This is a genomic window from Nocardia sp. 149-1B (genome assembly GCF_057747975.1).
In genome coordinates, this window is record NZ_CM173233.1 from 2349739 (window position 1) to 2361628 (window position 11890).

Below are 11890 nucleotides of genomic sequence, written 5' to 3' on the forward strand. Positions count from 1 at the left end.
ACCGCGGACGCGGTCAGCCACCGGGAGGCGGCGAGGGCGCGGTGTCGGCGTCGGTGAACGGCGTCCCGCCGCCGAAGCCGTCGCTGACCTGCCGGGCGTCCAGCACCCGGTAAGGCGCGGCCGCGCTCGCTGCCCGGGAGCCGAGCACGTCCACCGGCACCGGCCCCCGCGAGGCGACGATCACCAGGTTGCCGAGCCGCCGCGCCCGCAGGGTCGCCGGCTCGGCGGTCAGCACCACCGAACCGAACACCTGACGCAGGCCGGCCACCGCACGGCGCGTCCAGCCGAAGGGAGCCCGGTCGGTGAGGTTCAGCACGAACAACCCGCCGTCGCCGAGCACCCGCGCCACCTCGTCGAAGAACTCGACGGTGACCAGCTCGGCCGGCACGCGCGCATCGGCGAACGCGTCGAGCAGCAGCAGCTGGGCGTGGCCGTCCCGGAGCCCCTCCACACCGCTGCGCCCGTCGACCGCGCGGACCTTGACGCCGCTGCGCTTCGGCAGCGGCAGCTCGCGGCGGACCAGCTCGGTCACCACCGCGTCCGGCTCCAGCACGACCTGCGCGGACCCGGGGCGCGTCGCCGCGACGTACCGCGGCAGGGTCAGGCCCGCTCCGCCGACGTGCACGATCCGCACCGGCTCACCCGCGGGCGCGGCGGCGTCGACGACGTCGGCCATCCGGCGGACGTAGTCGAAGACCAGCCGGGTCGGGTCGTCGAGGTCGACGTACGACTGGTTCATGCCCGACATGCGGAGAACGTGGCTGCCGGGCCGGTCGCCGGGGACGATCTCGGCGTCGGTCATGCCTCAGCGTAGGCCGCCGCGGCCGTGCGCAGGGGCCGAGGTCCGGGGCCGAGTGGGCCTCGTCACCGCGCTACGGTGAGCGCCCGCCCACCGACCAGGAGCCGCCCGTGATCACCCCGCCCCGTCCCGACGCCGCCACCGCCGCTCGCGAGCGGCTCGGAGCCCTCGCGACACCGCCGGGCGCCCTCGGCCGCCTCGGCGACCTCGCGGTCTGGGTCGCGGCCTGTCAGGGCGCGGTGCCACCCCGGGAGCTCACCAACGTCCGGCTGGTGATCTTCGCCGGCGACCACGGCGTCGCGCGGCACGGCGTGTCGGCGTACCCGCCGGAGATCACGGCCGCGATGGTGCGCACGTTCGTGGCCGGCCGGGCCGGGGTCAGCGCGCTCGCGGCCGCCCACGGCGTCGCGGTCCGCGTGCTCGACCTCGGTGTCGACGACGACCTGGCCGGGGTGCCGGACGCCGTACGCCGCTTCAAGATCCGCCGCTCCTCGGGCGCCATCCACCTCGAGGACGCCCTCAGCACCGAGGAGACCAGGACGGCCCTCGAGGTCGGTGCCGCCGTCGCCCGCGAGGAGATCGCCGCGGGCGCGCAGCTGCTGATCAGCGGCGACATGGGCATCGGCAACACGACCCCGGCGGCGGCCCTTGTCGCCGCCGCGCTCGGCCTGCCCGCAGCTGAGGTGACCGGCCGTGGCACCGGCGTCGACCCCGCCACGCTCGCGCACAAGGAACAGCTCATCGACCAGGCGCTCTCCCGCGCCGGCGACCGCGTCGACGACCCGGTCGAGACGCTCACCGCGCTCAGCAGCGCGGACCTGGCGGCAAGCACGGGCTATCTCCTCGAGGCGGCCCGGCAGGGCGTGCCTGTGCTGCTGGACGGGCTGATGGCGGTGGCCTGCGCGCTGACCGCGGACCGGATCGACCCCGGCGCCGCGGCCTGGTTCGCGGCCGGTCACCGCTCCACCGAGCCGGCCCAGGCGCTCGCGCTGGCCAAGATGGGGTTGGAGCCGGTGCTCGACCTGGGGATGCGCCTCGGCGAGGGCAGTGGCGCCGTCGCCGCCGTCCCGGTGCTGCGCGGCGCGGTCGCCGTGCTCCGCGACGTCGCGCTGCTCAGCGAGCTCGGTGGGTGACCCCTGGCGGCTCGCGGTCGGGACCCTGACCGCGTTGCCGGTCCGGCCACCCGCCTCGGTGGACCGTCGCATCGCCCGCGACGCGATGCTGCTCGCGCCGCTCGCCGTGCTGCCGCTGGGTGCGATGGTGACCCTCCTGCTGGTCGCCGGCTCCGCCGCCCGGCTCCCCGAGCTCGCGGTCGCGTTCGTCGCGGTCGGGGCACTCGCCCTGGGCTCGCGGGCCCTCCACTGGGACGGCTTGTCCGACACCGCGGACGGACTGACCGCGTCCTACGACCGGGCCCGGTCGCTCGAGGTCATGCGGTCGGGCACCAGCGGGCCGGCCGGTGTCGTGGCGACCGTGGTGGTGCTGGGCGTCCAGGCGGCCGCGTTGGCGTCGTACGTCGAGGTCGGCTGGCACGCCGTGCTGGCCGGCGCTCTGGTGTGCCTCTCGCGGTGCGCGCTCTGGATCGTGTGCTGCACCCGGGTCCCGGCCGCCCGGCCCGACGGCCTCGGCGCCGCCGTCACCGGGACGGTTCCGGTCCCCGTCGCGGCGGCCGGTGGGCTGCTCCTCTCGGTGGCCGGCGGGCTCGCAGTGCTGGCGCTGACCCGCCGGACGGTGCACCGGTTCGGTGGCGTGACCGGGGACGTGCTCGGCGCCGCGATCGAGGTGGCGCTGGCGTGCACGCTGCTCACCTGGTCGGCCGTGTGACCGTGGCGAGCGCTCCGCCGACGCAGCCGCGCTAGTCCGCGACGGTGAAGCTGTAGGTCGCGGGGTCCTCCCGGTCGTCGCGGACCGTCGCCGTGCCCGCGGGGGTGTCCGGGGGCACGTGCACCGGGACCGAGAACCCCATGTCCTCGCCGTCGGGGTCGAACGGTCCGAGCTCCTGCGCACCGCCGCCAGGCAGCCTCAGCGTCAGACGCACCGCCGGCAGCGGCCGCTCCGGGTCGTCACCGCCGGTGTCGTTGCACGTGCTCGTGTACCAGTGGCCGTGGATCGTGATCGTGTCGCCGGGGGCCACCGTCGGCTCCGGGGCCCGGAACGGCCCGCTCGCCGGCTGGTCGTTCAGGTACGGCCCGACGCAGCTCTGGTTCGACGTCCCCGGCGGGTCCGACCGATCGCCACAGGCCGCGCAGGCGAGCAGCAGCACGGCTGCCCCGACCAGGCCCATCCGCGTGCGAGCGTCACCCATGCCAGTTCGACGGGGCGCGCCGCGCTCCGGTTGCACGACCCGGACTAGAGACGCAGCACCCGGCCGGCGACCACGAGGTGGACCTCGTCGCAGGCGGCCCCGAAGCGCTGGTTGACGACCCCGAGCAGGTCGCGGAACAGCCGGCCGGACCGGTGCTCGGGCACCACGCCGAGGCCGACCTCGTTGGTGACGAGCACGACCGGACCGGGCGCGCCGCGCAGCGCGGCGACGGCCGCGTCGGCCTGCGCGCTGACGTGGGCGTGGACGACGTCGGCCGTCGCGTCCCAGAGCTCGGCCTCGTCGAGCACCGCGGTCAGCCAGGTGCCGAGGCAGTCGACGAGGACCGCGCCGTCGCGGGTCAGCCCCGCGGCCAGGTCTCGGGTCTCCAGCGTGGTCCAGTGGGCCGGGCGTCGAGCCCGGTGGGCGGCGATCCGCGCCACCCAGTCCGGGTCAGCGTCCTCCTCGGGGGTCGCCCCCGGAGCGACGTACGTCACCGTCGACTCGTGCGCGAGCAGGTGCTCGGCGTGGGTGGACTTGCCGGACCGGACTCCCCCGGTGACCAGGACCTTCACGGCGGAAGGCTCCCACAGCCGGAGTCAGGACGAGACGCCGACCGAGTCGGTGGGGGCCGGCCCGGTGCCGTTGGTCGCCGCCGCGTCGCTGGTGCCGTTGGTCTTGATCGAGGAGATCAGGCTCTGGGCGAGCCCGAGACCCGCGCCACCCATCGTCAGCGCCTTCCCGAGCATGTCCTCCATGCCCTGGGCGCCGTTGAGGACGACGAGGTTGTCGATGTTGCCGAGCGCCGACGCGCCGGCCTTGACGATCTCGGGGTAGTGCTCGGCGATCGTCTGGGCGATCACCGCGTCCTGGTTCTCGGCCAGCGCCTCCGCACGGGCCTTGATGCCGGCGGCCTCGGCGAGCCCGCGGGCCTGGATCGCCTTCGCCTCGGCCTCACCGGTGGCGGCAGTGGCCCGCGCCTGTGCGTCACCGCGCAGGGTGGTCTCCTCGGCCTCGGCCTGGGCCCGGGCGATCTTCGCCTGCCGCTCGGCGTCCGCGAGGGTGATCTGGCGGTAGGCCTCGGCGTCGGCGGGCTTGCGGATCTGGGTGTCGAGCACCTTCTCGGCGCGCTGGGCGTCGAGCTCGGCCGCCGCGGTCTCGGCCCGGACGACCTCCTGCCGGGCCTGGGCCTCCGTGAGCGGACCGGCCTGCGCGGACTGGGCCTTGGCCGTGTCGACCTCGGCCTGGTAGCCGGCCTGCTCGATCTGGGACTGTCGGACGGCCTCGGCCTTGCGGGCGTTGGCGACCTGCTCGGCCTGGGTGGCCTCCTGGTCGCGCTGGGCGTTGGCGATACGGGCGGCTGCTTCGATGGCGGCCGCCTGGGGCTTGCCGAGGTTGTTGATGTAGCCGACCTCGTCGTCGATCTCCTGGATCTGCAGCGAGTCGACGATCAGGCCCAGCTTGCCGAGGTCGTCGGCGAGAGAGGTCCGGATGTTCGCGGTCAGCGACTCGCGGTCGTGGAGCATGCCCTCAACCGTCATCCCGCCGACGATCGCGCGCAGGTGGCCGGCGAACAGCTCGTGGATGGTGCTCACGAGCGTCTCCTCGTTCTGCTCCAGGAAGCGCCGCGCGGCGTTGGCGATGCTGGCCTTGTCGTCGGCGACCTTGAAGACCACGACACCCTTGACGGTCAACGGGATCGACTGGCTCGACACGGCCTTGACGGTCAGCGTCGTGGTGCGCAGACCGAGGTAGAAGCGGCGTACGGTCTGGAAGCCGGGGATCACCGCGGTGCCGCGGCCCACCACGATCTTGAAGCCGCGGCCGGTGTCCCCCGGCATGTCGGCCGGGGTCTCGCCGTGGGCGCCCAGGCCGGAGATGATCAGCGCCTCGTTCGGCTCGGCGACCCGCCAGATCATCTTGAACACGAGGACGACGAAGAGGACGGCGGCGAGCGCGACCGCGCCCAGGATGAGGGTGGTCATGAGAGTGGGTTCCTGTCCGAGAAGAGCGCTAGAGCGCTGCGGAGACGTACACGATGCGGGGCTGGGCGTACTCCATGACCCGCACGAGCGTGCCGATCGGGAGCGTGTCGGTGCCGACGTACGGGTAGGCGTTGAACGCCTCGCTGCCGCCGCGGATGGGGAGCATCACCTCACCCACGAGACCGGGACCGACCGTGCCGGTCACCCGTCCCTCTCGGCCCACGACGCTGTCGTCGCCGCGGTCGACCGCAGACCTGCGTGCCATCCGAACCCCCGTTCGTTCGTCGCCGTTCCGAGCCGCGCGACGCGCACATCAGACCACATCGGCCCGGGTCCGGTCACGACGGGCCTCGGCCCTCCGTTGCTCCGCTCTCTCGCGCCACACCGGACAGAACCCGGCTGGAACCCTTGACAGGACGCGACTAAACCGGTTTAGGTGACGGGGTGCCTCGCCCCACCATCAACGACGTCGCCCGCCGGGCCGGTGTCTCGAAGGGCGCCGTGTCCTTCGCGTTCAACAACCGCCCCGGGATCTCCACCGAGACGCGAGAGCGCATCCTGGCGGCCGCTCGGGAGCTCGGCTGGAGCCCCAGCTCCCGCGCCCGCGCCCTCTCGGTCTCCCGGTCCCTGGCCGTCGGCCTGGTGATGGCACGGGCGCCCGAGACGCTGCGTGCCGACCCGTTCTTCCCCTCGTTCATCGCCGGACTCGAGAGCGAGCTGTCGCCGGCCGGCTACGCCCTACTGCTCCAGATGGTCCCCGAGCACGAGAGCGAGCACGAGACGTATCGCCGGCTGGCGAACGACGGCCGCGTCGACGGCGTCTTCGTCACCGACCTGTACGTCGACGACGCGCGTCCTGCCCTGCTCGCCGAGCTCGGGCTTCCCGCGGTGGTCATCGGTCCGGCCCTGGGCGACGGGTTCTGGCCCGCCGTCGGCGTCGACGACGCCCCCGGGGTCGCCGCGGCCGTCGAGCACCTCCTCGCGCTGGGGCACACGCGCATCGGTCACGTCGCCGGACCGGGCGCGATGGTGCACGGCGAGTCTCGCCGCCGCGCCTGGTCGACCACCATGCGGGCGGCCGGGCTCCCTGACGGTCCGTGCGTCGAGACCGACTTCTCGGCCGAGGAGGGCGCGGCAGCCACCCGCCACCTCCTCGACCTCGCCGAACCGCCCACGGCGATCGTCTACGCCAACGACCTGATGGCGATCGCGGGCCTCGCGGTCGCGGTCGCGCGTGACATCGACGTCCCGGGCCGGCTGTCGATCGTGGGCTACGAGGACACCGAGCTCTCCGCTCACGTCCAGCCTGCCCTGACCACGGTCAGCACCGACGTCATCGGCTGGGGCCGGGCCGCCGCCACCCGGCTGCTCGACCTCATCGAGGAGCGCCCCGCCAGGGAGACCGCGCTCGAGCCACCACGGCTGGTCGTGCGCGGGTCCACGGCGCCTCCGTCCTAGCGCCGTACTTGCGCACACCCACCTGGCGCCCCCGGCGCTGCACCACCCGTCGCACTCGTCGTACTCGTCGTACTCGTCGTACTCGAATGGAGAAGCACATGAGATCCAAGGTCGCCGCCGCCTCGTTGGCCGCACTGACACTCGCGATGACCACTGCCTCCTGCGGGGGCTCCTCCGGCGACTCGGGCGGCTCGGCCACCGGCGTCGGACCGATCAAGGTCTGGCTCTCGAACAACCCCGAGGAGATCGCCTGGGGCAAGCAGATGGTCGCCGCCTGGAACACCGACCACCCGGACCAGAAGGTCTCCGCGCAGGAGATCCCGGCGGGCAAGACGTCCGAGGAGGTGATCGGTGCCGCCATCACCGCGGGCAACGCTCCGTGCCTGGTGTTCAACACCTCCCCCGCTGCGGTCCCGCAGTTCGAGAAGCAGGGCGGCCTGGTCGCCCTCGACGACTTCGACGGCGGCACCGACTACATCGAGTCGCGCAGCGGAGACGTCGCCGAGCAGTACAAGTCACCGAGCGGGAAGTACTTCCAGATCCCGTGGAAGTCCAACCCGGTGATGATCTTCTACAACAAGGACCTGTTCAAGAAGGCCGGCATCGACCCGGAGAACCCGCCGCTCACCACGTACGACGAGTTTCTCGCCACCAGCCGCACGATCGTCGACAGCGGTGTGGCCGACGCCGCGATCTGGCCGGCACCGACCAGCGAGTTCTTCCAGTCCTGGTTCGACTTCTACCCGATGTACGCCGCCGAGTCCGGCGGCCAGCAGCTGATCGAGGACGGCAAGGCGACCTTCGACTCCGACGCCGGCAAGGCGGTAGCCGACCTCTGGGCGAGCATGTACGCCGACGGTCTGGCCCCCCAGGAGGCCTACAGCGGCGACTCGTTCGCCGACGGCAAGGCCGCGATGGCCACCGTCGGGCCCTGGGCGGTCTCGGTCTACGGTGACAAGGTCAACTGGGGTGTCGTCCCGGTGCCCACCTCCGCCGGCACCGCGCCGGAGGACACCTACACGTTCTCCGACGCGAAGAACATCGCGCTCTACTCCGCCTGCGACAACCAGCAGACCGCGTTCGACGTGCTGAAGTTCGCGACCAGCAAGGAGCAGGACGGCAAGCTGCTCGAGATGACCGGCCAGATGCCGCTGCGCACCGATCTCGCGGCGACGTACCCGGACTACTTCAAGGAGCACCCGGAGTACACGCAGTTCGCCGACCAGGCCGCTCGGACGGTGGAGGTGCCGAACGTGCCGAGCTCGATCGAGATCTGGCAGGCCTTCCGCGACGAGTGGTCCTCGGCGGTCATCTTCGGCAAGTCCTCGGTCGACGATGCCCTGCACACGGCGGCCGACAAGGCGACCGAGCTCGCCGGCCAGTCCTGAGCCTGGCGGTCCGACCGTGACAGCCACCGCGACCCACCCCTCGAGCCCGCCGTCGCCGACGCACCCGTCGCCGACACGTCGCCCGCGGCTGGCGGCCCTCCTGGGCCGCCAGCCGGTGGGGATCGTGTTCAGCGCGCCGTACGCCGTGTTCCTGGCCGCCGTCTTCGCCTACCCGCTGGGGCTGGCGGTCTGGATCAGCTTCCACGACTACTTCTTCGCCGCGCCGGGAGCCGATGTCGACCGGCCGTTCGTCGGGCTGGAGAACTACCGCACGGTGCTCGCCGACCCCGACGTGCGTCGGTCCTTCCTCAACGTGGCGGAGTTCCTGGTCATCAACGTGCCGCTGACCGTCGTCTTGTCGCTGCTCCTGGCGACCGGACTCAACGCGGCCGTCCGCGGACGCACCCTGCTCCGCGTCGCCTACTACGTGCCGTACGTGACCGCGAGCGTGGCCCTGGTCGCGGTGTGGCTGTTCCTCTTCAGCAGCTCGGGCATGGTCAACCAGGTGCTCGGCTCGGCCGCACCCGATCCGTCGTGGCTGGTCAACAGCACGCTCGCGATGCCGGTCATCGCGATCTTCGTGACGTGGAAGCAGATGGGCTTCTTCATCCTGCTCTACCTCGCCGCCCTGCAGAACGTCCCGAAGGAGCTCTACGAGTCGGCACAGACCGACGGCGCAGGACGGGTGGCCACGTTCCGCAACGTGACCGTGCCCGGGGTCCGCTCGGCCACCACGCTCGTCGTGATCCTCGCGACCATCACCGGCGCCAACCTGTTCACCGAGCCCTACCTGCTCACCAGCGGCGGCGGGCCCAACGGCGCGTCGGCCTCGCCTGTCCTGGTGATGTACCAACGCGGCATCGAGCAGGGCAACCCGGACGTCGCGTCCGCGATCGGCGTCCTGCTGGTCGTCGGTGTCCTCATCATCTCGCTGATCAACCGACGGATCCTGGAGAGGGACTGACATGGTGACCGTCTACGTACGCCGTGCGCTGCTCGTCATCGGCGCCCTGCTGTTCCTCTTCCCCTTCTACTACATGGTGGTCGGGTCGCTGCAGAAGGACCCGGACACCTCGCTCGCGGGTGCCTTCCCCACCGGCGGACTCACCTTCCACAACTACGTCGAGATCAACAGGCGCATCGACCTGGTCGGGTCGCTGATCAACTCGGGCATCTTCACTGGCGGCGTCCTCTTCGGCACCCTCGTCTTCGGTGTGCTCGCCGGCTACGCCCTGGCCCGGCTGCACTTCCGCGGGCAGGGCACGCTCTTCGCGCTGATGCTGCTGGTGCAGATCGTGCCGTTCCAGCTGCTGATCATCCCGATCTACGTGATGATCGTGCGCACCTACGGGCTGGCGGACTCCTACCTCGGCATGATCGCGCCGTTCGCGATCAACTCCACCGCGGTCTTCGTCTTCCGTCAGTTCTTCCTGGCGCTGCCGGAGGAGCTGTTCTCGGCAGCGCGCCTCGACGGCGCGAGCGAGATCCGGATCCTCTGGTCGGTCGCCCTGCCCCTGGCCCGCCCCGCCCTCCTGACCGCCGCACTGCTGACGTTCATCGGACCGTGGAACGAGTTCCTGTGGCCGTTCCTGGTCACCAAGGACGCCGACATGCAGCCGTTGGCCGTGTCGCTGGCCAACTACATCAACGTGATGGCCGGCCGCGCGGCCAACCCGTTCGGCTCGATCCTCGCCGGCGCCGTGGTGCTCGCCGTCCCGGCCGTCGCCCTGTTCATCGCCTTCCAGAAGCACTTCACCGCCTCCGACCTCGGGTCGGGCGTCAAGGGATGAGCCTCCATCCCCCAGCACCGAGGAGTCCCATGCATCAGCACGCACATCTCAGGCCGCGCCACATCGGCGTCGCCACCGTCGCACTCGCACTGACCCTGGCCTCCGTGACCATCGCCCCCGCGGCGGAGTCGGCGCCGGGTCCGGAGCGGACCGGGTCTCACGGGGCCACCCGCCTCACCAACCTCGACCACCTGGACTGGCTGTCGGTCTCCGTCGCACCGCCCGACCAGGCCGGCCACACGACGTATCGGATCGACACCGAGCCCTCCGTCGGCGTCGTGTGGACGTACGCCGAGCCGAACCCGGACGGCAGCTTCCGGCACGTGGGTGGGGGCACCTACCACCCCGAGTCGGACACCTGGGGCCAGGGCGCGTTCAACGCCGACGACATCAGCCGCGCCGCCGTCGTCTACCTGCGTGACTGGCAGGCGACGGGCTCGTCCACGAGCCGGGCGTCGGCGTACCGGCTGCTGCGGGGGCTCACCTACCTCCAGACGTCGACCGGTCCCCACGCGGGCAACGTGGTGCTCTGGATGCAGCCCGACGGCACGCTCAACCCGAGTGCCGACCCGGCGGAGCAACCCGACCCGTCCGACAGCGACGCGTCGTACTGGCTCGCCCGCACCATCTGGGCGCTGGGCGAGGGCTACGCGGCGTTCCGCGAGGTGGACCCCACCTTCGCGGGGTTCCTGCGGGACCGCCTCGAGCTGGCCATCGGCGCGGTCGACCGACAGGTCCTCGACGCTTACGGTGATCACCTCGACATCGACGGCCAGCCGGCTCCGGCCTGGCTGATCGCCGACGGCGCCGACGCGTCCGCCGAGGCGGTCCTGGGACTGTCGGCGTACGTCGACGCCGGCGGCTCGGACGCCGCGCGGACGGCCCTGAGCCGCCTGAGCGACGGCATCGCGGAGCTGAGCGGCGGGGACGCACGGACGTGGCCCGTCGGCGCGATCCGTCCGTGGGCCCTGTCCCGCTCGATGTGGCACGGCTGGGGCGGCCAGATGCCCGCCGCCCTGGCGCGCGCCTCGGTCGCACTCGCCGAGCCCCGGCTCGCGTCGGGCGCGATCCGCGACTCCTTCACGTTCGACCCGTGGCTGCTGACGTCCGGTGGCCCCGACAACGGCCGGATGCCCACCCGCGGCGATGCCTCCCAGATCGCCTACGGGGCCGACTCCCGTCTCCAGTCCCTGCTCGCCACCGCCGATGTCACGGGCCGGCCGGCCGCACTGAGCCTCGCCGCCATCGCCGGCGCCTGGTACTTCGGCGCCAACCCCGCCGGGGTCGCGATGTACGACCCGGCGACCGGCGTCACCCACGACGGCATCTCGGCGTCCGGGGAGGTCAATCCCAACTCAGGGGCGGAGTCCACGATCCACGGTCTGCTCTCGATGATCGCCCTGGACCAGCATCCTGCCGTCGCCGTAGCTGCGCGCACCGCCGAGGTCGTCGATCGCCGCGGCACGCTGACCGTCGAGGCCGAGGACGGGGCACTCACCGGCGACGCCGAGGCCACGGTGCCGGAGTCGCTGTGGACCGGGGAGTCGCTGTTCAGCGGCACGGGGTACGCCGCGCTCGGCGCCGGCGGTGCCACCACCATCGACCTGCCGCCGCACCCCGACTCGCTGGTGCAGCCCGTCGTCGATCTGCGTCCCGGGAGCGCGGCCGTCACGACGTTCCGAGCCGGGCACCGGCTGATCGGCCGGGTCTCCTCCGGTGGGATCGGCCCCCAGGGAGACTCCCCTGCATCGGGCGCGCTCCTGCCGGTGACCCTGCCGCGCCCCCTTTCCGCCGCGACGAACACCCTGTCCGCGTCGACGGCCACCGCCGGCGGCGACCGGGCCGCGCTCGACGCCGTGATGATCGAACCCCTGGTCTCGTGGCTCGTGCTCCGCGGCGACGGCCACGGGACAGCCCTGCTGCGCAGCGCCTCCACCTCACCCGAGCGGGCGCGACTCCGCGTCCCCGGTCACGGCGTGGCCCGGGTGCGGACCTACGACGGTCGCGGCCGGCTGATCCGGGTGACGGCCATGCCGCCGAGGCACGGCGGCTCGCTGAGCATCACCGTGCCCGCCGGGGGTTTCACCCTCGTCCGTCGCTAGCCGACGTACCTGTCCTTCTCTTTCGCCCCTGCCCATTCACGACCACGAGTCACGACCACGAGCGAG

At 72.5% G+C, this 11890-nt stretch carries 12 protein-coding genes; 7 read left to right on the forward strand and 5 right to left on the reverse strand.

Annotation, left to right across the window (positions count from 1 at the left end; all coding sequences use genetic code 11):
• Window positions 1–13: 13 nt before the first annotated feature.
• Window positions 14–802, reverse strand: coding sequence for a spermidine synthase (locus AC3ANS_RS11300; protein WP_488296251.1), 789 nt, complete (start codon window positions 800–802; stop codon window positions 14–16).
• Between the two features lie 107 nt (window positions 803–909).
• On the opposite strand from AC3ANS_RS11300, the gene cobT reads away from it, so the two are divergent.
• Together cobT and AC3ANS_RS11310 are read left to right on the forward strand one after the other, a co-directional pair.
• Window positions 910–1932 carry a nicotinate-nucleotide--dimethylbenzimidazole phosphoribosyltransferase gene (gene cobT, locus AC3ANS_RS11305; protein ID WP_488296252.1) on the forward strand — a complete coding sequence of 341 codons (1023 nt, stop codon included), beginning with the start codon at window positions 910–912 and terminating at the stop codon, window positions 1930–1932.
• A complete protein-coding gene (locus tag AC3ANS_RS11310; protein WP_488296253.1) occupies window positions 1925–2623 on the forward strand; it encodes an adenosylcobinamide-GDP ribazoletransferase in 699 nt (232 codons plus the stop codon). Before cobT ends, AC3ANS_RS11310 begins: the two co-directional genes overlap by 8 nt.
• A gap of 31 nt (window positions 2624–2654) precedes the next feature.
• On the opposite strand, the gene AC3ANS_RS11315 is transcribed toward AC3ANS_RS11310, so the two are convergent.
• The 4 genes from AC3ANS_RS11315 to AC3ANS_RS11330 are packed head-to-tail and all read right to left on the reverse strand — an operon-like array spanning window position 2655 to window position 5351.
• Window positions 2655–3104, reverse strand: a complete 450-nt coding sequence (locus tag AC3ANS_RS11315; RefSeq protein ID WP_488296254.1) for a hypothetical protein — start codon at window positions 3102–3104, stop codon at window positions 2655–2657.
• A 44-nt stretch (window positions 3105–3148) separates the two neighbouring features.
• Window positions 3149–3676: a bifunctional adenosylcobinamide kinase/adenosylcobinamide-phosphate guanylyltransferase gene (gene cobU / locus AC3ANS_RS11320; RefSeq protein WP_488296255.1), complete on the reverse strand. Its 528-nt coding sequence runs from the start codon at window positions 3674–3676 to the stop codon at window positions 3149–3151.
• A 24-nt stretch (window positions 3677–3700) separates the two neighbouring features.
• On the reverse strand, window positions 3701–5086 hold the full coding sequence (locus tag AC3ANS_RS11325; RefSeq protein ID WP_488296256.1) for a flotillin family protein: 1386 nt from the start codon (window positions 5084–5086) through the stop codon (window positions 3701–3703).
• 28 nt (window positions 5087–5114) lie between these two features.
• The gene (locus AC3ANS_RS11330) at window positions 5115–5351 is read right to left on the reverse strand and encodes a hypothetical protein (RefSeq protein WP_488296257.1); all 237 of its coding nucleotides are present in this window, start codon (window positions 5349–5351) and stop codon (window positions 5115–5117) included.
• 179 nt (window positions 5352–5530) lie between these two features.
• On the opposite strand from AC3ANS_RS11330, the gene AC3ANS_RS11335 reads away from it, so the two are divergent.
• The 5 genes from AC3ANS_RS11335 (at window position 5531) to AC3ANS_RS11355 (ending at window position 11824) form a co-directional block, all read left to right on the forward strand.
• Window positions 5531–6544, forward strand: coding sequence for a LacI family DNA-binding transcriptional regulator (locus tag AC3ANS_RS11335; protein WP_488296258.1), 1014 nt, complete (start codon window positions 5531–5533; stop codon window positions 6542–6544).
• A gap of 98 nt (window positions 6545–6642) precedes the next feature.
• Entirely contained in the window at window positions 6643–7932 is a 1290-nt protein-coding gene (locus AC3ANS_RS11340) for an extracellular solute-binding protein (RefSeq protein ID WP_488296259.1), read from the forward strand.
• 16 nt (window positions 7933–7948) lie between these two features.
• The gene (locus AC3ANS_RS11345; RefSeq protein WP_488296260.1) at window positions 7949–8896 is read left to right on the forward strand and encodes a carbohydrate ABC transporter permease; all 948 of its coding nucleotides are present in this window, start codon (window positions 7949–7951) and stop codon (window positions 8894–8896) included.
• Window position 8897: 1 nt separating this feature from the next.
• Window positions 8898–9722 (forward strand): carbohydrate ABC transporter permease, encoded by an 825-nt coding sequence (locus tag AC3ANS_RS11350; RefSeq protein ID WP_488296261.1) that lies wholly within the window; start codon window positions 8898–8900, stop codon window positions 9720–9722.
• A 104-nt stretch (window positions 9723–9826) separates the two neighbouring features.
• Window positions 9827–11824 carry a hypothetical protein gene (locus AC3ANS_RS11355; protein WP_488296262.1) on the forward strand — a complete coding sequence of 666 codons (1998 nt, stop codon included), beginning with the start codon at window positions 9827–9829 and terminating at the stop codon, window positions 11822–11824.
• Window positions 11825–11890: the final 66 nt, after the last annotated feature.

Bases quoted from the DNA above. Each gene is read 5' to 3' on its own strand.
- AC3ANS_RS11300 (WP_488296251.1), bottom strand. From the start codon at position 802: ATGACCGACGCCGAGATCGTCCCCGGCGACCGGCCCGGCAGCCACGTT.
- AC3ANS_RS11315 (WP_488296254.1), bottom strand. From the start codon at position 3,104: ATGGGTGACGCTCGCACGCGGATGGGCCTGGTCGGGGCAGCCGTGCTG.
- AC3ANS_RS11325 (WP_488296256.1), bottom strand. From the start codon at position 5,086: ATGACCACCCTCATCCTGGGCGCGGTCGCGCTCGCCGCCGTCCTCTTC.
- AC3ANS_RS11330 (WP_488296257.1), bottom strand. From the start codon at position 5,351: ATGGCACGCAGGTCTGCGGTCGACCGCGGCGACGACAGCGTCGTGGGC.
- AC3ANS_RS11340 (WP_488296259.1), top strand. From the start codon at position 6,643: ATGAGATCCAAGGTCGCCGCCGCCTCGTTGGCCGCACTGACACTCGCG.
- AC3ANS_RS11350 (WP_488296261.1), top strand. From the start codon at position 8,898: ATGGTGACCGTCTACGTACGCCGTGCGCTGCTCGTCATCGGCGCCCTG.